General features: G+C 47.9%; 16 protein-coding genes and 1 pseudogene. 10 read left to right on the top strand and 7 right to left on the bottom strand.

Annotated elements, in window-relative coordinates:
• Positions 1-256 precede the first annotated feature (256 nt).
• The 3 genes and pseudogenes from BM202_RS28470 (at position 257) to BM202_RS28460 (ending at position 2,241) form a co-directional block, all read left to right on the top strand.
• Positions 257-1,277 (top strand): annotated as a pseudogene (locus BM202_RS28470) (IS110 family transposase).
• A 222-nt stretch (positions 1,278-1,499) separates the two neighbouring features.
• Positions 1,500-1,958, top strand: coding sequence for a DDE-type integrase/transposase/recombinase (locus BM202_RS28465; protein ID WP_143100775.1), 459 nt, complete (start codon positions 1,500-1,502; stop codon positions 1,956-1,958).
• Positions 1,924-2,241 (top strand): integrase core domain-containing protein, encoded by a 318-nt coding sequence (locus BM202_RS28460; protein WP_143100774.1) that lies wholly within the window; start codon positions 1,924-1,926, stop codon positions 2,239-2,241. The genes BM202_RS28465 and BM202_RS28460 overlap by 35 nt, the downstream gene beginning before the upstream one ends.
• Positions 2,242-2,481: 240 nt before the next feature.
• Here BM202_RS28460 and BM202_RS38385 read toward each other — a convergent pair whose 3' ends face one another.
• The gene (locus BM202_RS38385; protein WP_245776818.1) at positions 2,482-5,001 is read right to left on the bottom strand and encodes a PAS domain-containing protein; all 2,520 of its coding nucleotides are present in this window, start codon (positions 4,999-5,001) and stop codon (positions 2,482-2,484) included.
• 260 nt (positions 5,002-5,261) lie between these two features.
• Positions 5,262-6,488, bottom strand: a complete 1,227-nt coding sequence (locus BM202_RS28440; RefSeq protein WP_093832606.1) for an ABC transporter permease — start codon at positions 6,486-6,488, stop codon at positions 5,262-5,264.
• A 197-nt stretch (positions 6,489-6,685) separates the two neighbouring features.
• On the opposite strand from BM202_RS28440, the gene BM202_RS28435 reads away from it, so the two are divergent.
• The 3 genes from BM202_RS28435 (at position 6,686) to guaA (ending at position 11,590) form a co-directional block, all read left to right on the top strand.
• On the top strand, positions 6,686-7,882 hold the full coding sequence (locus tag BM202_RS28435; protein WP_093832604.1) for an exo-beta-N-acetylmuramidase NamZ family protein: 1,197 nt from the start codon (positions 6,686-6,688) through the stop codon (positions 7,880-7,882).
• A 27-nt stretch (positions 7,883-7,909) separates the two neighbouring features.
• Positions 7,910-9,952, top strand: a complete 2,043-nt coding sequence (locus BM202_RS28430; RefSeq protein ID WP_093832603.1) for a sialate O-acetylesterase — start codon at positions 7,910-7,912, stop codon at positions 9,950-9,952.
• Between the two features lie 105 nt (positions 9,953-10,057).
• A complete protein-coding gene (gene guaA, locus BM202_RS28425; RefSeq protein ID WP_093832602.1) occupies positions 10,058-11,590 on the top strand; it encodes a glutamine-hydrolyzing GMP synthase in 1,533 nt (510 codons plus the stop codon).
• A gap of 101 nt (positions 11,591-11,691) precedes the next feature.
• Here guaA and BM202_RS28420 read toward each other — a convergent pair whose 3' ends face one another.
• Positions 11,692-12,069, bottom strand: coding sequence for a YtxH domain-containing protein (locus tag BM202_RS28420; protein WP_093832600.1), 378 nt, complete (start codon positions 12,067-12,069; stop codon positions 11,692-11,694).
• Between the two features lie 464 nt (positions 12,070-12,533).
• Here BM202_RS28420 and BM202_RS28415 point away from each other — a divergent pair, with 464 nt between their 5' ends.
• Positions 12,534-12,986: a YsnF/AvaK domain-containing protein gene (locus BM202_RS28415; RefSeq protein WP_245776817.1), complete on the top strand. Its 453-nt coding sequence runs from the start codon at positions 12,534-12,536 to the stop codon at positions 12,984-12,986.
• A gap of 57 nt (positions 12,987-13,043) precedes the next feature.
• Positions 13,044-14,012, top strand: coding sequence for a YsnF/AvaK domain-containing protein (locus BM202_RS28410; RefSeq protein ID WP_093832598.1), 969 nt, complete (start codon positions 13,044-13,046; stop codon positions 14,010-14,012).
• 85 nt (positions 14,013-14,097) lie between these two features.
• Here the strand turns inward: BM202_RS28410 and glmM are convergent, their stop codons facing one another.
• From glmM to BM202_RS28395, 3 genes are all read right to left on the bottom strand, one after another.
• Positions 14,098-15,510, bottom strand: coding sequence for a phosphoglucosamine mutase (glmM, locus tag BM202_RS28405; RefSeq protein ID WP_093832596.1), 1,413 nt, complete (start codon positions 15,508-15,510; stop codon positions 14,098-14,100).
• Between the two features lie 183 nt (positions 15,511-15,693).
• Complete coding sequence (locus BM202_RS28400; protein WP_093832594.1) at positions 15,694-16,524, bottom strand: transglutaminase family protein; 831 nt, start codon at positions 16,522-16,524, stop codon at positions 15,694-15,696.
• 81 nt (positions 16,525-16,605) lie between these two features.
• Positions 16,606-17,346, bottom strand: coding sequence for a proteasome-type protease (locus BM202_RS28395; RefSeq protein WP_093832592.1), 741 nt, complete (start codon positions 17,344-17,346; stop codon positions 16,606-16,608).
• A 441-nt stretch (positions 17,347-17,787) separates the two neighbouring features.
• On the opposite strand from BM202_RS28395, the gene BM202_RS28390 reads away from it, so the two are divergent.
• On the top strand, positions 17,788-18,282 hold the full coding sequence (locus BM202_RS28390; protein WP_093832590.1) for a hypothetical protein: 495 nt from the start codon (positions 17,788-17,790) through the stop codon (positions 18,280-18,282).
• Positions 18,283-18,381: 99 nt separating this feature from the next.
• Here the strand turns inward: BM202_RS28390 and BM202_RS28385 are convergent, their stop codons facing one another.
• The gene (locus BM202_RS28385; RefSeq protein ID WP_093832588.1) at positions 18,382-20,868 is read right to left on the bottom strand and encodes an alpha/beta hydrolase family protein; all 2,487 of its coding nucleotides are present in this window, start codon (positions 20,866-20,868) and stop codon (positions 18,382-18,384) included.
• Between the two features lie 293 nt (positions 20,869-21,161).
• On the opposite strand from BM202_RS28385, the gene BM202_RS28380 reads away from it, so the two are divergent.
• Positions 21,162-21,443, top strand: a complete 282-nt coding sequence (locus BM202_RS28380) for a YciI family protein (protein WP_093832586.1) — start codon at positions 21,162-21,164, stop codon at positions 21,441-21,443.
• The last annotated feature ends 4 nt before the right edge of the window (positions 21,444-21,447 follow it).

Here is a 21,447-nt window from a genome sequence, read left to right as displayed (position 1 = left end):
TCGGCCTTTAGATTTGAGCGGTTGTACGATTCTAAGATGAGTCGTGTAACTTGACGCTACTCACAAACGGTGAGCGACCAACCCGGCAGGGCTACCTTAACGCATCGGAAAGGCTCACAACCTATGGACCGATTCAAGACCCTGCCGGAATTTTTAGACCCTGACTTCAAATAGAAATGCGGGCTGGAGACCCATTAGCAAGGTATTGAAGGTGTCTAAACGTTGGCCAACTCAATTATTCTTACCCGGTAAAGTTATGCAATTTGACTATTTCATTGGTATTGACGTCTCTAAGGCAACCCTCGATTTTGCCGTTGCCAAAGCCAACCAGGTTCTTTTTCATCAGCAGGTGAGTAATGACAAAAAAGGCATTACGGGGTTCCTCAAAGTATTGCGTCAGCAAACCAAAGCAACCATGGGCCAGTGTCTGTTCTGTCTGGAGCATACGGGAATTTATAATAACCCTTTATTAAAAGCGCTTCACCAACTCTCGACTAATATATGGGTGGAGCGAGCTGTTCATATTCAAGAGAGCATGGGTATGACACGCGGCAAAACCGATCAAGTCGATGCCAAACGCATTGCTTTGTTTGCTTACAAAAACCGCGACGAGGCTCGCTTGTGGACCCCACCACGTACCGTAATCGCCCAATTGGATCGATTGACCGCCCAACGAGCCCGTTTAGTCAAGGTCATCAAACAGCTACAGACACCATTAACTGATTCCAAAGGCTTCATTGACAAAGTGGACCGCAAAGCTGAACAACAAATCTGTGCTGGCTCTTTAAAAGCCCTGAAGGCAGATCTGAAATCGGCGGATAAAGCCATCGTTGAGTTGGCCCAAGCTGATCCTGAACTCAAGCGGCTTTTTGAGCGGGTCACTTCTATAATTGGCATTAGTCAGACAACAGCAGCTGAAATTATTGTCACTACTAATGAATTCAAATCCATCACTGATCCCAAAAAGTTTGCCTGTTACGCAGGGGTTGTCCCTTTTGAACGCAGTTCAGGCCAGCGAAAAGGACGACCCCAGGTAAGTCATATGGCCAATAAAAAAGTAAAGTCTTTACTCCACTTAGGTGCGATGTCAGCTATCCAACATTGCACTCAACTCAAAACCTACTACCAGCGAAAAGTTAAAGAAGGCAAAAACAAAATGCTGCCGGGCCGCCGGAGCGGTGCTCAACAACGTCCGTAATAAATTGGTATTACGAATTTTCGCCTGCGTCCGAGAAGACCGAAATCATGATGAAAAGTATGTGCATTCGCTTGTTTAGATCATAGAAATCGGTCCGAACCAAACAGTCAACCAACTGACTCGTCGCTATCCCCTGGTGGGCATGGAGCAGTTATGTGGGCTGTTTGGGTTGACACGACAAGCCTAGTATGCGGCTACCCGGCGTCAGGAAAAACTGGGCTTCCAGGCAGCCATTGTCCTGGCTGAAGTTAGGCGATTGCGCAGGCAGGTTGCGGGCTTGGGAACGACTAAATTGTATGAAATGATGCAGGACTTTCTAACCTCTCATCAAATCAAGCTAGGGCGTGATAGGTTCCATAACCTACTAAAAGTCAACGGCTTGTTATTGATCAAGAAACGATCAAGAGTCAAAACCACCGACTCTGATCATGATTTGGAGAAGTATCCTAACCAAGTTAAAGAACTTAAACCGAGTCGGGTTGGTCAACTCTGGGTGAGTGACTTGAGTTACATTCGGGTGGGCATTGGCTTTGCTTATTTGTCGGTAATTATGGATGCGTACTCGCGTAAAATTGTGGGCTGGTCGTTTCACAAAACGTTAGAAGCAAAAGGGCCCGTAGCGGCTTTAGAAATGGCGTTGAAAACGCATAGGCAAACTGATCAACCGCTTCACTCGGATCGGGCCGGGCGGCCGGTGCCGTGTTCAGTATTGCTCGGGGGCCTATGTGGATCGGTTGCGCCAGGCGAAGATCACCATTAGTATGACCGAGTCGGGTGATCCGAACGAGAATGCGTTAGCGGAGTGGGTTTTTCGGACCTTAAAGGAAGACTTTTATCTTCGGGGATTTCCTACTTTTGGCATGGCCGAAACGGCCGTTGAGCAGGCCATTGGTGCTTACAATTCGCTACGACCGCATGCGTCTTTATGCTATAAAACGCCTAATCAAGCCCACCAAGGTCAAGGCTATCAGCCATTAAAATGGTACCCGTATAAAAAAATGCGGTACGGAAATGTTGATAATCAGTTTTGTTCCCCTTTGTAAACCTATTCTAGTAGCATACGGCCCACGGTAAAGTGCAAAGATATAACTCTCTCATAAATGACTGTTGGTTGTACTTTACAAACAGTTGATTGAGCTGGGATTAGTTAGTATGCCTTTTAATGAACAGGAAAGTTAGTAATAACAGCGTAGTCGCAATAGATTTGGTCCAGGCTGGGTTGTTGGCTTTACCTGTGAATTCGGTTGATGATTAGCGTATGTGCACAACACATAGCACAGTCATCATTTCGTTAAGCCAGGTAGGTAGACACAAAATGTGGCGCCTTCGCCGGGAAGGCTAGTCGCCGTGATGCCCCCGCCGTGGTTGGCCACAACGCGTTCGCAAATGGCAAGACCAACTCCCGAACCCGGAAACTCGTTTTTCCCGTGTAAACGCTGAAACACCTGGAAAATACGATCCAGGTATTTTAGATCGAAGCCTATACCCTGATCAATGACATTGATTTGATAGAATACCTGTGCATTGCTGGTGGGACGAACATCGGTTGGTAATTCGCTCCTTTTTCGAAGAAAGCACTCTATTTGAATCTTGGGCGTCTGGCCTGTGGGCGTAAACTTGATCGCGTTGGAAAGGAGATTCTGGAACAACTGACTTAACTGGGACTCATCCCCCTGAATGACTGCTAGCTGATCTACTTCGACGTGCGCTTTTCGTTTTTCAATCTCCCACGACAGCGTGTCCAGTACATCGGCCATAATGGTATTCAATGATACCAGGCCAAATGTCTGCTGTCGGGTCGTGATGCGTGAGTAGGTCAGTAAATCTTTGATTAGTAAAGACATCCGGGAACCAGCGGATGAAATCCGTTGCAGGTAATCCAGTGCCTGTTCGTCTAGCTGATTATCGAATTTTTGAGTTAGTAAGGAACTGAATGACTGAATCTTACGTAGTGGTTCCTGCAAATCGTGACTGGCAATGTAGGCGAACTGTTGAAGGTTATCGTTGGATCGTTTGAGGTCCTGATTGGCAAAGGTTAGCTCTTGCGTACGCTCATCAACCATGCGTTCCAGTTCGATCTGTAGGAGTCGTTGCTGAGTGACATCCAAGGATGTGCCAACAATTCGTAGTAACTGACCGGTCTGGCTAAAATAAGCCTGAGCGACAACACGTAGCATGCGTTCTCGACCTGTTTTTGGATTGATAACCCGGTACTCGATCTCAACTCGATCACTTGATACGGGATTCGTTATCTGGGCAAAAGCGGCTAGTGCACGGTCAAGATCATCTTTATGAACGTGAGCAAATGCTTTGTCCGCGATAATGTTGTCCTCATACCCCCACCAGTCTCTCACCCGCTCATCAAACGTGAGTATATGAGTGGTGCCGTCTATGCTCCAGTTACCTAGCTGCGCCAGCTCAACTGCTCTACTTAGCACTTCCTGCGTCTGTTCCAGCTTCTGGCGGCTTCTAACCTGGCCCGTTATATCCGTAGCAATGACCAGAACCCCCGATACATGACCATTGGCCTGTCGTCGGGGCTGATACGTCAGATCGACATAAATGGTTTCTTTCCGGTTCTGGCGGACAATCTCAACGGCTGTTTCGTGAGCAACGTACGGTTCGCCGGTCGTAATGACCTGGTTCAGCAGTTGATCGAAGCCCTGCCCCTGAAGTTCGGGTAAGGCGGATGAGAGGGATTTTCCGACGAGTTGTTCTGGACTACGCCCCACTAATTGGCCGTAAAACGGGTTGGCCATGCGAAACGTCAGATCTTGCTCATCAATCAGCGCAATAGCGACCGGCGATTGTTCAAACGAACTGAGAATTTGTTGCTGAGCTTCGTCAATTTGTTGCTGCGCAACGACACGGCTGGTCACATCAACGGCCATGTTCATGATACCATAAACCTGGCCCGTCTGATTGCGCAACGGCTTATAGGTGAAGTCAAAATAGTAATTGACTAATAGGCCATCGACCTCTAAGCTGGCCTGCATATTCTGGGCGATGTACGTTTCGCCGGTGGTAAATACGCTATCCAGAATGTCCAGAAAAGGCTGTCCCTTTAGTTCAGGGATAGCTTCTGCCAGCGGTTTGCCAATCACAGAGGAGTTTTTGCCCCAGTAGCCAAGAATTAAATCGTTGGCCAATTCAATATGCATATCCCGGCCCACCAACAGGCAGGTAGCCACGGGCGCTTCTTTAAGTAATGATCGGAAACGAGCTTCGCTTTCGGATAGGGCTGCCCGCATCTGAATTTGCTGGGCAATTTCGATACGTTGGCGCTCTTCGTTCTCTTTTAATGCCTTATTCTGCTTTCGGAGGGTTAACAGATTAACGACCTGTTTGGCTAAAATCTTAAGTGCCGAAAGCTGAGCCTGACTTAACTGTTTTGGCGTATTGTCGATGACGCACAAGGAACCTAAAGCGAATCCATTTTCATCAACCAGAGGTACACCCGCATAAAAAATAACGTATGGATCGCCCGTAACCAGCGGGTTCTGAGCAAAACGGCTATCTTCCCGGGAATCTGGAACGATCAGCGTTTCAGATGGATTGATGATGGCATGCGCACAAAATGAATAAGCGCGGGGTGTTTCTCGAACCGTAAGTCCATGATTTGACTTGAACCACTGTCGTTTGTCATCGACCAGACTGATAAGAGCGATGGGTGTCTGACAGATTTGAGAGGCAAGCTGAGTTAGTTCGTCATACTCCTGTTCTGGTAACGTATCGAGGATATCGTAACTATCAAGGGCATCCAGTCGATTATTTTCCTCAGGTAAAGAAAGAGGAAGGTTCATAGGTTGGCGTGAAACAGAAGATTATAAAGAATTTAACCATGCATACATAGTCAGCGAAACAAGCGAGTCAATGGCTTTTCAATTATTTCTCCCTTATTGCAAAGCCACTTTTATTCATAAGTAAACGACTGTGCTAGTGTTAATGTTCTATTACATACGCTTATGTATGTTTATTGGTTTAGTGTAGAACAGAAATAATGAAAGTAAGAACCACGAGAGATGGAGAGATATTTTACTGATCGTGAGGCTTATTATCTGATTTACTTCTTAAACGCCAACGCCTTAACGGGTTGAACCCGGTTGATAATGATCGTTGGGACCCATAAAACGAGTGCGATGAGCAAAATTGCGGCTGCGTTCAGGGCCAGAATCGTTGGCCAGTCCCAGACAATCGGGACGTAGTTCATGAAGTAATTTTTAGGGTCAAGAGGGATCAATTTGAAACGGTATTGGAGAAAGCAAAGTCCCAGTCCCACTACGTTCCCGATGACCAATCCCCAGATTACCATGTTCAGGCCGACGAATACAAACATTCTGCGGATGAGCGCATTAGGACTGCCAATAGCTTTCAGCAACCCAACCATCGGGGTCCGTTCCACCATCAGTACCAGTAGCACCGACACCATATTAAAGGAGGCTACGAACGTAATCAGGGCAAGCAGAATGATCATGTTACGGTCTAGCAGCAACATCCAGTCGAACAGCGGGCGGTATTGATCCGTCACCCGAATAATGCGCATCTCGGGCGTCATTACGTTAAATATGGAGTGCTCAGTAGCCGCTAATTTATTGAAATCCTTGACGAAGATTTCGTAGGTTCCAACGGAGTCGCGCCCCCAGCGGTTTAGCTTTTGAATGAGTCGGATATCGCCCAGCGCGATCGTTTTATCCACCTCTTCCAGCCCCGTTTCGTAGATACCTACTACGGTCATTTTGCGGGCGCGGGGTGGATTTTCCAGAAAGTAGAGCGGCACACTTTCACCAATTTTCACCTTCAACTGGTTGGCCATGTACTGGCTGAGCAGAATCTGGGTTGAGCCAGAACCCGTGTCGGCCCCAACGACGGGTACGGTTCCGGCTACAATCGAACCCTGGAATAAATTCCAGTCGTAATCCTTTCCGACTCCCTTCAGCACCACGCCCGTTAGCTCTTCACTGGTTTTGAGGATACCCGCTTTTAACGCAACGGCCTGGATGTGCTGAACGCCGGGAATGCGGGTACTATCCTGATAAAGTTTTGTATTGAGCGCCAGCGCCGTTTCTTCGTAGGACGAATTGTTGGTGAATTTGCTGACCTGCAAGTGAGCGCCAAACAGAAAAATTTTCTGCTGAATCGAGTTCTTGAAACCAAACAGAACGGCAAAGGCGATAATCAGAATGCCGAGGCCAAGCGCAATGCTGGCAATACCAATCTTGGTGACGGTAGACGAAAAACTGCCCAGAGGTGCGTGGCGAACCTTGCTAGCTAAAAAAACGGGAACGTTCAAGATGAGTCGGTAGTCAAGCGTCGTTAGTCAGGTGTTGACTGATCAACACCAGGTCGCTGGATTTGCCGTTAGCTGACAAAGACGAATCACATATATTCCTGATCGACGACTCTTGACTAACGACTCCTGACTGACAACTGTTTTGTTCTGGAGCGTAAAAATAAGAGTTTTGCACTACGCTCTTCCTACTCACGGCTATGACTTCGTTTCGTCAACTCTTTTTTATTGGCTTTTTCGTGTTGACTTGCGCTTGCAACGCACAGACCAACCGTACATCAACGCAGCCTACCATTCAGACGGGCGCCGACCAAATGAACCTCTACCTGCCTGCACTCCAGGGAAAACGGGTTGGTTTAGTGGTCAATCATACGTCCATAATTGGCCGCACGCATCTGGTCGATAGTCTGATTACGCGGGGCATAACGATAAAAACCATTTTTGCGCCTGAGCACGGTTTTCGAGGGCAGGCAACGGACGGCGAAGAAATCAGCAGTGGGCGCGACCCGCGAACGGGCATCATGATTACGTCGCTCTATGGGAAAAACAAGAAGCCAACGCAGGCGCAGATGGATTCGCTGGACGTAGTGGTTTTTGATATTCAGGATGTTGGCGCGCGATTTTATACGTACACCAGTACCATGCATTACGTTATGGAAGCCTGTGCCGAATCCAACAGGCCTATGATTGTGCTCGACCGGCCGAATCCTAATGGGCATTACGTAGATGGTCCTGTGCTGGACCCAAAGTTTAGATCGTTTGTAGGACTGAATCCAATTCCGGTGGTGTATGGACTAACGATTGGCGAACTGGCCCGGATGATCAATGGCGAAGGCTGGCTGGCTGGGTCCACGGCAACGACCAAAAAAACGTGTCCGCTGACCGTTGTGCCGCTGAAAAACTACACCCATCAAACGCCCTACGTATTACCCGTGCCGCCCTCGCCGAACCTGCCAAATCAGCAGGCTGTTTTGCTGTATCCATCGCTCTGTTTTTTTGAAGGAACGGTCGTCAGTGTTGGGCGTGGAACCGACAAGCAGTTTCAGGTAATTGGCTCACCTTACACAAAGTATGGGCCGTATACGTTTACGCCCGTAGACAAACCCGGTGCGGTGAATCCGCCCCTCGAAGGGCAACTTTGCTACGGTGTCGATTTGTCGGACGCTGCGATTTCGAAGAAGGGCCTGATGCTGGATTACTTCTTTGACTATTTCAAGCGAGCTACCGACAAATCCAAATTCTTTCTGGCGAATAATGGCATTGACCGACTGGCGGGCACCGACCAGCTCCGGCTACAACTATTGATGGGCGTTTCGGAAGATAAGATCCGAAAAAGTTGGGAACCCGGGCTAAATGCCTACAAACTTATTCGGAAGAAATACGTATTATATCCGTAACTCCAGGTGAGACGATTGAGAATACGTATGCGTACCGGTAAATGTCTGTTCCTGATCACACTGTTTTTGAGCCTGTTCGGGCCCATTACTGGTTGGGGACAGATAGCTGTTACGCTCGATCAGTGGCCTGCACACTTGCAGCTCTACCCGCGCGATCAAACGAATCAATGCACGGTGGCTATTTCCGGGCGCGTACCCGTTAACGACGTCAAAACGGTGTCGTTAGTGGTTCTGCGAAATCAGCAGCGCGTGCAATACGTTCGCCAGGCCGCTGACACGCTGACTGGCCGATTTGCGCTTAAACCCAGCATCAAGGCGGAACGTAGTGAATATAGCTTTCAACTATTTGCTCACCGGACCAATCCGGTCGATTCGGTGCTGGTGGCATTTCGCGATAGCATCGTTTGTGGCGATGTGTACCTGATTATGGGGCAATCTAACGCGCTGGGGGGCCTTGATGGTAAACTCTATCGCAGTGAATTTTGCCGTACGTTTGGCGTAAATAAAGGCGATGTTTCCTACAACCCTGCCGATACGGCCTGGTACCTGACCAATACGACCGAAGGCTTCAATTGCCTGTGGGCGGTTGAACTGCAACGCCAGATTAATGAACAATACGGAATCCCTACGGCGATACTGAACGGAGCCGTTGGCTCAACGGGCATTGATCGACATGCCAGTCGAGATGGTAATCAGCCCACGAATCTGGGAACGATTTATGGCCGCTTGCTTTACCGGGCTCAAAAAGCGGGTGTTGCCAGGCAGGTGAAAGCCATGATCTGGCGGCAGGGTGAATCTGATGCCGTTACTACGCCTGATCTATATATAAAACTCTATCCAGAACTTTACAGCTTTTGGAAGCAGGATTATCCGGGGCTGAAAAAGGTATACCACGCACAGCTCAATCTGCTGGTCGACAATTTTATTCGGGCGGGGGCGCTACGTAATTATCAGCGGCTGTCGAAACAAAACTTCGCCGATAATGAACCGATAGCCACGGTTGGTTTGCCGGGCTATCAGGGCGTACACTACAACGACAGTGGTTACCTACAGTTTGGCCTGGAATTATATCGACTTGTGGCCCGTGATTTTTATGGGTCAACGGACACCAGCAATATTCAGTCGCCCAACATACAACGATTGTTTTTTAGCACGCCGAAGCAGGACGAAATCACCCTTGAATTTGAACCGGGGCAGGTGATGCACTGGCCCGCGGATACGATCCTCACCAATCCGGTCAATAAGGCGCGCTACGCCCAAAGCTTGTCCGATTATGTGTACACCGATTATCCCAATGGTGAAACCGGATTTATCAAATCGGTAACGGATCAGGGTAATCGATTGATTCTGAAACTTAAAAAGTCTCTTTCAGCCAGCAGTCTGACCTACCTGCCATCGTCTTATACCGATGCCGAAATTGGATACTACGTTGGCCCGGTGATTCGCAATCGGCGGGGAATGCGGGCGCTTACGTTCTATCAGGTTCCTATTGCTCCCCCTCTGCCAGTCGCCACCGATTTACGGGCCATTCCAATAGACACGAGTGCTATCGAACTGCGCTGGACAACAACCTCGGCCGATGTAAGCCAATGGACCATTGAACGGGCTGATTCGACAGATTCGTTCAGGCAGATTGCCCTTATTCCGGGTTCGGTCACGGCTTACAATGACCGTCGAACAGCGAATCGGGCTGACTCGCTGCAAGTGGGCAAGGTCTATCAATACCGCATTCGTTCGCTGAATCAACGGGCCGAAGCTGATTACTCTCCGGTTGTTACGGCCTCCATGCAGTTGATCCTTGGCACCCCAAAGGAACGGTATCTACCTGCCGTTGTGTACCCAAACCCTACCGGCAATGAGGTTCAGGTACGTTTGCCTCCCAACTGGGCTGCCAGTGCTGTAACGCTGACCGTATACACTGAAGCCGGGGCGGCTGTATTTCGCCAAAGCCAACGAATGAATGGCTCCTATCTTTCTTTTTCTGTCGCTACGTTGCCTGCTGGTACGTATCTGCTCACGCTACAACACCGCGATGGACTGGCACAGGGGCGGGTCTTAGTGACGCATTAAGGGGTTCGAATAGGCTCCAGCCGGTTGACAAATGCGAACAGTCGAAACGTGTTTGGGCCAGCAAATTCAAAAAATGCCCTAACTTTGCATTTTAGAGACCTATTCATGGCCACCGAACAAATTCTGATTGTGGATTTTGGTTCGCAATATACCCAACTCATTGCCCGCCGGGTGCGCGAACTAAACGTTTATTGCGAAATCCATCCGTTTAATCATCTCCCTGTTATTACGCCCGATGTGAAGGGCATTATTCTTTCAGGCAGTCCCTCGTCCGTCCGCGATGTCGATGCACCCGATGTGCATCTGGCTGCTTTTCGGCATAAGTTGCCTATTCTGGGTGTGTGCTACGGAGCACAACTGCTGGCTCACACGAGCGGGGGCGAGGTGAAAGCATCGTCGATTCGTGAGTACGGTCGTGCCAAACTCGGCACGGTCATTGCCGAAAGCCCGCTGATGAAAGGCATCGACCAGCACTCGCAGGTTTGGATGTCGCACGCCGATACGATCACGAGTGTGCCCGATAATTTCAGGATCATTGCCTCGACCGATACGGTACATGTGGCAGCTTTTCACGTAGAAGGAGAGCCTACCTACGGGATTCAGTTTCACCCCGAGGTAACGCACTCACTGCAGGGTAAAATGTTGCTACATAACTTTGTGGTTGACATATGCGGCTGTGCGCAGGACTGGACAGCCGAATCGTTCGTTGAAACGACAGTGGCGCAACTAAAGGCGAAAATTGGTGATGATAAAGTCGTGCTGGGTCTGTCGGGTGGTGTCGATTCGTCGGTTGCAGCGATGCTCATTCACCAGGCCATCGGCAAGAATCTGTACTGCATTTTTGTCGATAACGGCGTACTTCGGAAAGACGAATTCTCTGGCGTACTGGAGTCCTACAAAACGTTGGGCTTGAACGTAAAAGGTGTTGATACCAAAGATCAATTTTATGCAGCACTCGCAGGTCTGACCGATCCCGAAGCCAAGCGTAAAGCCATCGGTAAAACATTTATCGACGTATTCGATCACGAGGCACATTTGATCGAGGGCGTTTCGTGGCTGGGGCAGGGGACTATTTACCCCGACGTTATTGAATCGGTTTCGGTGAAAGGACCATCGGCTACGATTAAGTCGCACCACAACGTTGGCGGTTTGCCCGACTTCATGAAGTTGAAAGTTGTGGAGCCGCTCAATACGTTGTTCAAAGATGAAGTACGGCTTGTCGGACGTACACTGGGGTTACCCGAAGCAATTCTGGGGCGGCACCCATTTCCCGGTCCGGGCCTGGCGATACGTATTCTGGGCGATGTCACCGCCGAAAAGGTCGCTATTCTACAACAGGTTGATGCGCTGTTTATTGACGGACTAAAGCGCGAAGGGTTATATGATAAAGTTTGGCAGGCCGGTGCTATGTTGCTACCTGTGCAGTCTGTCGGCGTTATGGGCGACGAACGTACCTATGAGCGTGTAGTCGCGCTACGTGCCGTAACGAGCGTTGACGGTATGACGGCTGATTGGGCGCATCTGCCCTACGAGTTCCTGGCCGACATATCGAATGAAATCATCAATCGGGTTAAAGGCGTTAACCGGGTTGTTTATGACATTTCCTCGAAACCACCCGCTACGATTGAGTGGGAATAAACTAGACGGATAACCGACCGAAAAAATCAGTAAGTAAAATGGGAAGGGACTCGCCAAGTTGGCGAGTCCCTTCCCATTTTACTTACTGAAACCTACTGGAATTAATTCAGTTTCAGGGCTTCCTGTACGTTATCAATGCCCGACTTTGTTGAATCAGCCGCATCGTCTACTTTATCATTGTAGGCTCTTTTGGCGTGATCTTTATTGTAGGCCGACTGGGCTTCGTTTTTGTATTGATCGAATTTGTTCTCCGCTTTATTAGCGTAGTTTTCTGCTTTATCAGCATACTGGTCAACCTTTGCTTCGGCCTTACCAGTTAAACTATCGATCTGCGATTTCACTTGAGCAACACCCTCTTCCCACTGACTCTGCAAATCATTGGCCTGTTTGGTTAATTTATCACGGGTTTCTTTACCGCTACGTGGTGCTGTCAGATAACCTATAGCCAGACCTGCTAGTACTCCTCTAATAAAGCTCATATCCTTAATTATTTTGAATTCGTTTGATGCTTATCAATGGTTAAAAAACGTGCCAGATGCACACAATATGAAATAAGTTATTGGTTATGAAGATTTTATGTTTATAGCAGATTCTATATATGTAGTGAATTAATAAACTATTGAGTATTTTATTCTACAAAGTAGGGGCCAGGGATAGTCATTTATGTAAAATGTCTATTAAACTATCAGGTGCCGTTATGAGCGCCATTGCCTATCTATTTCTTACTAAACTGAACGGTTAATGTTTAGAATGGGAGACTAGACTAGTGGAGAGAATTTAGGTATATACGAATAGTAATTTGCAGTATCAGGAAATAGATCATCAAGTTCTCTATCGGCGCATTCGATAAAAAATATATAAAATATAGAACAAATAGACATAAAAAGCCTTTATGCTATACATCAGGTAAAAGACTTGCGTTTTCCGCAATCATTCAGAGATAATGAGCAACGAGTTTAAGCAGAATTTCCAGGCTGATGAGCCAGAGCAGCGGCTTGCAGACTCGATGGGGGCGGAACCAATCATTATTCCGGTTATTGAGGAACAATTACAAATTGGCAAGCGTGTAATTGAAACAGGAGCCGTTCGGGTTACTAAGCACGTCATTGAAGAGTCGCAAACAGTTGACGTACCGGTTTCTCGTGAAGAAGTCATCGTTGAACATGTAGCCGTCTATCAGTACGTCGATGAAGCTCCCAGCGTTCGCTATGAAGGAGAAACGATGATTATCCCTGTATTGCGCGAGGTGTTAGTAACGGAGAAACGACTCCTATTGGTCGAGGAAGTACACGTTACTAAGCGACAAATCACCGATCAGGAAACGCAGGAAGTTATACTTCGGAAAGAAGAAATAACAGTAGAGCGGACTGGTCCTAACCACGAACGTCCGGCTTAAAAGGCCTTCGTTATAAATCAGTTAAACAAAATTCTCAACGTTAAATCAGTAATTATCATGGCACAACAAACCGTAGTGGGCTTTTTCGATAGCTCAACTGAAGCTCAAAACGCAGTAGATGAGTTAGTGAATGAAGGTTTCTCACGTACTAATATCGATCTGTCGACCAATAATGTAAGCGATACCTCTTCAAGTGATGCCTATTCAACCGACAGTACGTTGGGTATCCCCGACCGGCATGTTAATACATCGGGTACAAAAACTGAAGAAGTCGTTGATGATGTTAAAGACACGGGTGACAGCATTGGTGGTTTTTTTAAATCACTGTTTGGCGCTGATGACGACGACGATGAGTATAAAAAACACACTGAAGTAGGTCGTCGCAGCACAATTGTGACCGTTCACGCCCAATCTGAGGACGAAGCAAAACAAGCAGCTGATATTCTTGATGATAATGGAGCCGTTGACGTAGACGAACGGGCTACGCAATATGGTTATGGTAGTGCTACGGCCCGGCCTGATACCATAACTGGAAGTGGTGATGCGTATGTCGGTACAACGAATCCTGACCTGACAGCTGACACAGATCAAACGATCAAGGTGATTGAGGAAAATCTGGAAGTTGGTAAACGCGAAGTTGAAACGGGTGGCGTTCGGATACGTAGCCGCATCATTGAGCGCCCTGTCGAAGAAAGTTTACGGCTGCGTGAGGAACGTGTTACTGTTCAGCGTACGCCCGTCAATAGGGTAGCTACAGATGCTGATCTAAATGCTTTCCAGGAAGGACAAATTGAACTGACCGAACATGCTGAAGTGCCGGTAGTTTCAAAAACGGCTAGAGTTGTGGAAGAAATTTCAGTTGGTAAGGAAGTCAACGAACGTGTTGAAACGATTCGGGATACGGTTCGTAGCACTAACGTTGACGTAGAAAATCTGGGTACAACAGGCACCACAACAGAGCCTGCCGTAACGACCGGATGGCGGAATGAAGAAGATGATTTAAATACGACTTCATCGAATCGATAAAATTGAAAAAACGGCATAAAAAAGCCTGACTCTAACACATAGAGTCAGGCTTTTTTGTGAAAAATAGGCGAGACAAGAAAGGAGTCTACCGCTTCTCCGTAATCATCTCCCGAATATCACTGATGATTTTTCCCGCCAGATGATCTGCTGTAGCGAGTGTATCGGATTCAGAATAAATACGAATGATGGGCTCGGTGTTCGACTTACGCAGATGAACCCATTCTTTGTCGAACTCTATCTTAACACCGTCGATGGTGTTGATTGGGTTACGAGCGTATTTGGCCTGAATACGAGCCAGCACAGCGTCTACATTGATATCTGGCGTTAATTCAATCTTATTTTTAGAAATGTAGTAGTTCGGATAGGTCCGGCGCATCATGGACGCCGACTTGCCAAGTCTTGCCAAATGGCTCAGGAACAGAGCAATGCCAACCAGCGCGTCGCGGCCAAAATGCAAATCGGGATAAATAATACCGCCATTGCCTTCGCCACCAATAACGGCCCCGGTTTCTTTCATCATATTCACTACGTTGACCTCGCCCACAGCCGATGCAAAATGTTGTCCACTATATTTTCGGGTTACATCACGCAGTGCTGCTGTACTCGACATGTTCGAAACCGTGTTGCCTGCCGGATGACCGTCAGCCGCTCTGTTTTTGAGGACGTAGTCGGCCACGGCCACGAGTGTATATTCTTCACCAAAAGGGGAACCATCTTCGCAAATTAGCGCCAGTCGATCTACATCGGGATCGACAACAATACCGAGGTCGGCATTGCCTTTGGTCATCTCCTTGATGATGTCGCGTAGATTTTCGGGAAGTGGTTCGGGGTTGTGAGCAAAATAGCCCGTTGGTTCGCAGTGTAATTTTGTGATTTGTTCGACGCCCAAGGCTTCCAGTAACATCGGCACGGCTAACCCACCCGTGGAGTTGACTGCATCGACAACAACGCGAAAATTACGCTTGGCAATGGCGTCACGGTCTACTAAAGGCAGCGCCAGAATCTGGTCAATGTGTTTCTGAAGCCAACTTGTGTCGGCGCGATACTGGCCTAACTTACGCACTTCGGCAAAGTCAAAGGTTTCAGCCTCGGCAATTTCCAGTACTTCAGCGCCATCCTGTTCGGATATAAACTCGCCTTTTTCGTTAAGAAGTTTGAGGGCATTCCATTGAATCGGATTATGGCTGGCAGTAATGATAATACCACCGGCAGCCCCTTCACCCGGAACAGCTAATTCAACAGTTGGGGTCGTGGAAAGGCGTAGATCAATAACGTGCAGACCGAGGCCCTGTAACGTAGCAGCTACTAATTTTGACACCATATCTCCCGATATCCGGCCATCGCGACCAATCACTACCGACAATAGGTCAGGATTACGTTGCCGAAGCCACTGGCCAAAGGCAGCTGTAAATTTCACTACGTCTAAAGGCGTCAGCCCGTTTCCACTGCGTCCGCCAATTGTTCCTCTAATCCCGGAAATAGACTTAATTAATGCCACTGTAATGGGTTAGGTAAGTATTCTAATAAGGTATGCAAAGATAGTGTGTAAGTTGGTAAGTCAGCCAGCCAAATTAGTAAGTAGGTCAGTGAATGAGTTATTGGTACGTTATTGGTGGATGGAATTAGTTAACTGATATATAGTATAGTTTTAAGTGTTGACTTACGTTCAAGTGGGTTAACCTCAGATAAATAGCAATTCTGATCGAAGCACTGAATTTGCCCGACCGATGAATGTGCCGCTAATGGGGGCCGCCAGTTCGGGCTTGGCGGTCGATGTCAGGAAAATGTGTCGATTCACCACCACAGACCCTTCCGTAGGGTCGAAGCCACGCCAGCCCGCGCCTGGTAAATAGACTTCCACCCAGGCATGCAATTGATGCTCCTGTTGGGGATTCCCAAACAAATAGCCGCTCACAAAGCGGGCGGCAATACCCAGACTCCGGCAGGCTGCCATAAACAGCGTTGTATAGTCCCGGCAAGAACCCTTGTGCAACGTCAGCGTTTGCTCAGGTGGAAAGGGAGCACCTAATTCCCGAATCTCGTAGGTAAACGCCCGGATGGTCTTATTCAGTTTTAGCAGAAATGCAGTTGTTTGCCCATTAGCTTCTGTGGCCAGTTGCTGAGCCCAGCTTTCAACGCGCTCCGATACGCCAACGCGCTGTAGGTAGGGCTGGAGGAGTTCTTCTACCGCTTTGGGGTAACGGAATGGTACGCGCTTTGTATCGAAGGGGAACAGGACAAAATCCAGCGAGTTGAACTCGTCGGATTGGAGATGCATCTCAACTGTTACGTTCAGGTGGCGGGTCGGACGGTTAAAATACACTAACTGCTGCACATTTCCTTCGACATCAATATTCCGTACGATCCTAGCTGGTTTCGGATCAATAACCAACTCATAGTTCAGCAATCGCTGATATGGGTAAGCTCTTGGATAGAGATAGAGTGTTTGCGGACCCAGGGCGACAGGACTATCGTATGTGTATTCAGATGCGTGCCGAACGTGCAGGTGCATGGAGAGAGGAATGATGAATTATAAATGATGAATTATAAATGTCAGTAAACCAGTAATTCATCATTTATAATTCATCATTTTTCAGACGTTTTTAACGGCGCGAACTTTTTCGAAGATTGGGTCCATCCAATAAGAAGGCAGTTTTCGGACCGAATTGCTCAGCAAGGCACTCCACTGGTGCGACACTTCGTCCATATCTTCTTTTTCAAGGCGATATTCAGTCATGTGGAAACTGTCTTTCGGGTAGATCACTACGTCCAGTGGATAATCGACATCGTTGGCGCTTACACGGGTGGCATCGAACGCCAGAAAACCGATCTTAAGCGCATCAGGTAAGCTGGTTTCGTAGGATAAATTTCTAAATAGCAATGGTTTTCCATAGCCAGAATTGCCAATAATTTTAAAGGGAGATCCCTGATCAACTTCTACCCAGTTGCCTTCAGGATACAGCATAAATAATTTGTGTTCTTCATCGTCTTCTAACTGACCGCCAACGATGGCATTCAGGTTAAAATTCAATCCGCTGGCAATAATGGAGGCTTTATCTTCCTGCGCTACTCGCTTCACCTGTTCCCCAAAAGCATTAACCGCTTTGTATAATTTGTTGAATGATCGATCCCGTTCGGAGATCACTTCTTTAAAATACGTAATGGCCTTGTCGCGGACGGAGCGAAGACCCGAGGTCATAATAAAGAGCGAATGATTCTCGACTTCATGAACCGAAATTTTACGATTTGATGATACCTCAGTGCCGGAGGTAAGTCGTCTGTCGGCAATGGCAACTAAGCCAGACGCAACCTTAATTCCTAAACAATACGTCATTCTATGCAGTGGGAAAATCAGGTACTAACCCAACAAATATACAGGTTGCCCCCGTTTTTGTTCGATTTATTGCTGTGTTTTCTCGAAAAAGCGGCTGTATGTTGTGGAGTCGCTAGGATATTAGTATGGGCTTTTAGTCAACCAGATATAGCTAAGAACAGGATTATGAGTCATTAGTATTTTTGTGTTGGAGACAGATGCTACGTTGCCGGGGATATCTTCCAGCAGCTTTAACCAGATGCTGGGCGCTTGCTTAGTTACGAACTTTACTAACTGGTAAGTGATCTTGGATGCGATTGAACAGCTATATATAAACGAGTGTCCATTTGCGCTTAATTCTTAAGCTAGGAGGCTGATTTTAGGCAGGAATGGTTTGTTTTTGGGAATCGTTTGTGTTACTTTGGCAAACAGAAGATGGTTAACCCCTCTGCCCATTTTGCGATGAACTTTGACGACGAAGACGACGACGACAGCTTTATGGACTGGGATGGTTTCGACGAGGACTATGATCCCGAAGAGGCTCGCGCTGAAATGGAAGCCGAAAATCGGCGGATCAAAAACCTGCCTATCCTGCGCAAAGCCAACGAGTTAATGGAATTGACCCAGGCTATTGTCGAAACCATCAATAAGGAAGAAGATGTGTTGATGATGCATGAGCAAATGCTGGCTAACGCCATGATGCTGGCCCCAAAGATCGTTGGAGCCGAAGGGGGAGATCTTTATACTCTGAGAATGGAAAATGCAGTAATCATCAAAATGCATGCTCGTGAATTGCTGGCCCAAACGTCTTATTGTAAAGCTGAAAAATTGGCCACGACAGCCTATCTAAACGTACTTCGCGACGAAATAGAGCAGTTTCGACTGCTGTTTGTTGAATGGGTAAATGGCTTCGATAAAGACAACGATGCGCCGGATGATTGGGGCCTTTTTTACTGATCTGTATAGAATATTTACCTAAAAAAGCCGGTCTGGATATCCAGACCGGCTTTTTTAGGTACTAAATACTGGGTTGAAATCCGGTATTTGTACTATCAATCACAATCGTTCGTCAAACAATTTCAGAATGCGCTTGTACTCGTCCATCCAACTGGTGGGTTCCACAAAGCCGTGATCTTCGACAGGGTAGGGGGCTAGTTCCCAGTTTTCTTTTTTGAGTTCAATGAGCCGCTGCGCCAGACGGACGGCGTCCTGAAAATGCACGTTTACATCGACCATACCGTGGCAGATGAGCAGATGGCCTTTTAACCCTTCGGCAAAGTTGATGGGCGACGAACGACGGTAAGAAAGTGAATCCAGCTGCGGTTCGTTCAGAATGTTAGCTGTGTATCCGTGATTGTAGGCCGCCCAGTCCGTTACGGGACGTAGCGCAGCACCTGCCTTGAATACGTCGGGCGTTGTGAACATGGCCATCAACGTAATAAAACCACCATACGATCCGCCATACAAACCGATACGTTTGGCATCTACGCCCTGCGTCTGCACTAGCCATTTTGCCGCGTCAACGTGGTCCTCTAAATCTTTGCCGCCCATGTACCGATAAATACCAGTACGCCAGTCGCGGCCGTAGCCGGCGCTGCCCCGGTAGTCGATGTCCAGCACCGTGTACCCTTTGTCGACCAGTAAGTTATGGAACATATATTCCCGGAAATACGAACTCCACCACTTATGGGCGTTCTGCAAATAACCCGCACCGTGCACGAATACAACGGACTTTCCACTTGGGTTAGTGGACTTATACAACCGGGCGTATATCGGCTGTCCATCGCGGGCTGGAATGGTCACCAGCGTTGGTTCACGCCAGGGATACTGTTTAAAGCTTTCGGTAGGCGAATCGGTTAGTTTAACGGCAGCATTCTGCACATCAGTTGGTTGTGCAGACTGTTTTTTGCTAATGCTTATCGAGGATTGAGGAACATCGGCTACGTACATTTCCCAGGGGTGGTTGGTCGACGAGTAGCGAATCGCCATCCGGGTTTCATCGGGCGAGAGTGTTACGTCGTTAGCCCCTACCATGGTCGTCAGGCGAATCCGTTCTCCGCCAGTTACGGGCATCCGGTAAAAGTGCTGCTCACCAGGATGAACTTCATTCGTCTGCAGGAAAAACTGGGTTCTGTCTTTTGAAAGCTGTACCTGCTGCACTTCAAATTTGCCGGAAGTGAGCTGCTTTTTCAGGACGGGTGTAAGTACGTTAATCGTGTAGAGATGGGAATAGCCGTCGGCCTCCGATTGGTACCAGAGTGTTTGATTATCACCCAGAAACCCCATATTGCCCGAGGCAAAACTGATACCTGGCCCGCCAATCCAGGCGTCATCGTGCTGCCGATCGAGCAGCGTGAGTTTCAATGTTTCTGGCTCCAGACGCATAATCCAGCGATCCTTGTTGTCCAAAGACCGGATTGTGACGACAGCTAATTTACCGTCGAGCGACCAAACGGGGCCACTGATTGTAACAGGCCGCGTTTTTTTGGCGGTATCCGATTTCGCACTGCTGCTGACGGTTTTCAGGTAGGCCGGTTTATCGCTGATGCCGGGAATATCTTTCACGCTCATCGCACGAACGGTGTCTTTGGCAACGTCATACAAAAAAAACTCCTGACTGGCCAGGGGGGCACCAACTTTAGTACGGGCTGGAATTTCCTCGGTATAACCCGATTCAGTTATGTAATTTGGAACCTGAGCCGTTTTGGCATTAGTCGCACTTTTGGTCATCCGATACGTTACAAAGCGTCCGTCGGGACTTTGTTGAAGACCGGCGACCTGTTTGTCGTCCATATAAATTTCTTTCGGACGTTTGGGCCGATCCGCTTTGCTGATACGTTCTCCAGCGTCTTTTTTTGCTTTCCGCTCCGCCAGCACATCCGACAGCCGTAGTTGATCCTGTTTCAGGAACTTCTCTTCATCGGTTAGCTTGGGATCGGCTTTTTTGGCCCCCGGCTTAAAGTCAGTCAATTGTGTCAGTAAGCCCGTTTTAAGGTCAATGCTGAACAGATTGGAACCGGTTCTGCGGAATACTACGCGCTGCTGATCGCCGGAGAAAACAGCATCTGTTTCGATCTCAACTGTGTTGGTGAGTTGCCGAATCGTACCCGAGCGTACATCAACCAGGAAAATATCACCTTGACGCTCAAATAAGCGTTGTGTAAACGACTGATTATACGCTGTTGTGGGGCCTGTTGTCAAGGCGCGTCGTTCGGAAGGACTAACTTTTACGGGTTGAGAGGCCACCAGTTTTTTGCCTTTGGCCGAATTATCTTTGCCCGAAGCTGTAAACGTTACTTTATAAAGCGAGTCGCTCTTGGCCTTGTCTGTGTTGACGGGGGGCGTCCAGCTAAAATACAGCGTGCGCGAATCGTCGGACCAGAAGGGATTTGATGGTGACGTCCCGACCCAGGTTTTGGGGTCCTGCATAATCGTTTCGACGGTGAGTGGCGAAGCCGCAGTGGTGGCTGTGGGTTTTGGAACGGACTGGGCAAAGGCGGATGCCGTCAATAGAGCAAGCGACCAACAAGAAAGGTGTTTCATTGAGGAAGTGAAGTGAACAACTTTTTCGGAAAGCCTGAAATTAGTAGAAAAAGGCGAATTGCTTACGTTTTGATTGGCAAACAACTGTGAATCGATAAGGAATCTACTGTGTCAGAGGTTAAAAGCAGAAATAATTAAATTGGACTGACTTCCGGGAAATCTTGTTTTGTTTACCTCGATAACCTGACGGGTACTATGTTACTCTGTTAAAAAAAATGAGATGAAGTTAACCAGATTTATGGCAAATAACTGAAAGATGGTATCTTGCCTACTTAAAACTCTTCGGAGCATCTATGCACTATGTTATTTATGCCTACGATCATGCCAATGCCCTTGATCGGCGTATGGCCGCTCGTCCTGCTCATATTGATTATGTTGGCCAATTGAAAGCAGCCGGTAAATTTTTGCTCGGTGGGGCACTTCTTGACCCAGCAGGAAACATGATTGGTTCGATGCTCATCCTCAATCTGGAAACCGAAGATGAGTTAACGACGTATCTACATACTGATCCGTACATTGTGCAGGGCGTTTGGGACACGATTGACATAAAGCCATTTCGTCAGGCTAACGTGTAAAAAA

It is taken from the genome of Spirosoma endophyticum (assembly GCF_900112365.1).
GTDB lineage: Bacteria > Bacteroidota > Bacteroidia > Cytophagales > Spirosomataceae > Spirosoma > Spirosoma endophyticum.
Note: the sequence above shows the minus strand (reverse complement) of the source record. Positions and strands in the feature narration are given on the sequence as shown.

Excerpts from the sequence above, each read along its gene's own strand:
- BM202_RS28465 (WP_143100775.1), top strand. The coding sequence starts at position 1,500 with ATGATGCAGGACTTTCTAACCTCTCATCAAATCAAGCTAGGGCGTGAT.
- BM202_RS38385 (WP_245776818.1), bottom strand. The coding sequence starts at position 5,001 with ATGAACCTTCCTCTTTCTTTACCTGAGGAAAATAATCGACTGGATGCC.
- BM202_RS28435 (WP_093832604.1), top strand. The coding sequence starts at position 6,686 with ATGACTTCGTTTCGTCAACTCTTTTTTATTGGCTTTTTCGTGTTGACT.
- BM202_RS28430 (WP_093832603.1), top strand. The coding sequence starts at position 7,910 with ATGCGTACCGGTAAATGTCTGTTCCTGATCACACTGTTTTTGAGCCTG.
- guaA (WP_093832602.1), top strand. The coding sequence starts at position 10,058 with ATGGCCACCGAACAAATTCTGATTGTGGATTTTGGTTCGCAATATACC.
- BM202_RS28420 (WP_093832600.1), bottom strand. The coding sequence starts at position 12,069 with ATGAGCTTTATTAGAGGAGTACTAGCAGGTCTGGCTATAGGTTATCTG.
- BM202_RS28415 (WP_245776817.1), top strand. The coding sequence starts at position 12,534 with ATGAGCAACGAGTTTAAGCAGAATTTCCAGGCTGATGAGCCAGAGCAG.
- BM202_RS28410 (WP_093832598.1), top strand. The coding sequence starts at position 13,044 with ATGGCACAACAAACCGTAGTGGGCTTTTTCGATAGCTCAACTGAAGCT.
- BM202_RS28400 (WP_093832594.1), bottom strand. The coding sequence starts at position 16,524 with ATGCACCTGCACGTTCGGCACGCATCTGAATACACATACGATAGTCCT.
- BM202_RS28395 (WP_093832592.1), bottom strand. The coding sequence starts at position 17,346 with ATGACGTATTGTTTAGGAATTAAGGTTGCGTCTGGCTTAGTTGCCATT.
- BM202_RS28390 (WP_093832590.1), top strand. The coding sequence starts at position 17,788 with ATGAACTTTGACGACGAAGACGACGACGACAGCTTTATGGACTGGGAT.
- BM202_RS28385 (WP_093832588.1), bottom strand. The coding sequence starts at position 20,868 with ATGAAACACCTTTCTTGTTGGTCGCTTGCTCTATTGACGGCATCCGCC.
- BM202_RS28380 (WP_093832586.1), top strand. The coding sequence starts at position 21,162 with ATGCACTATGTTATTTATGCCTACGATCATGCCAATGCCCTTGATCGG.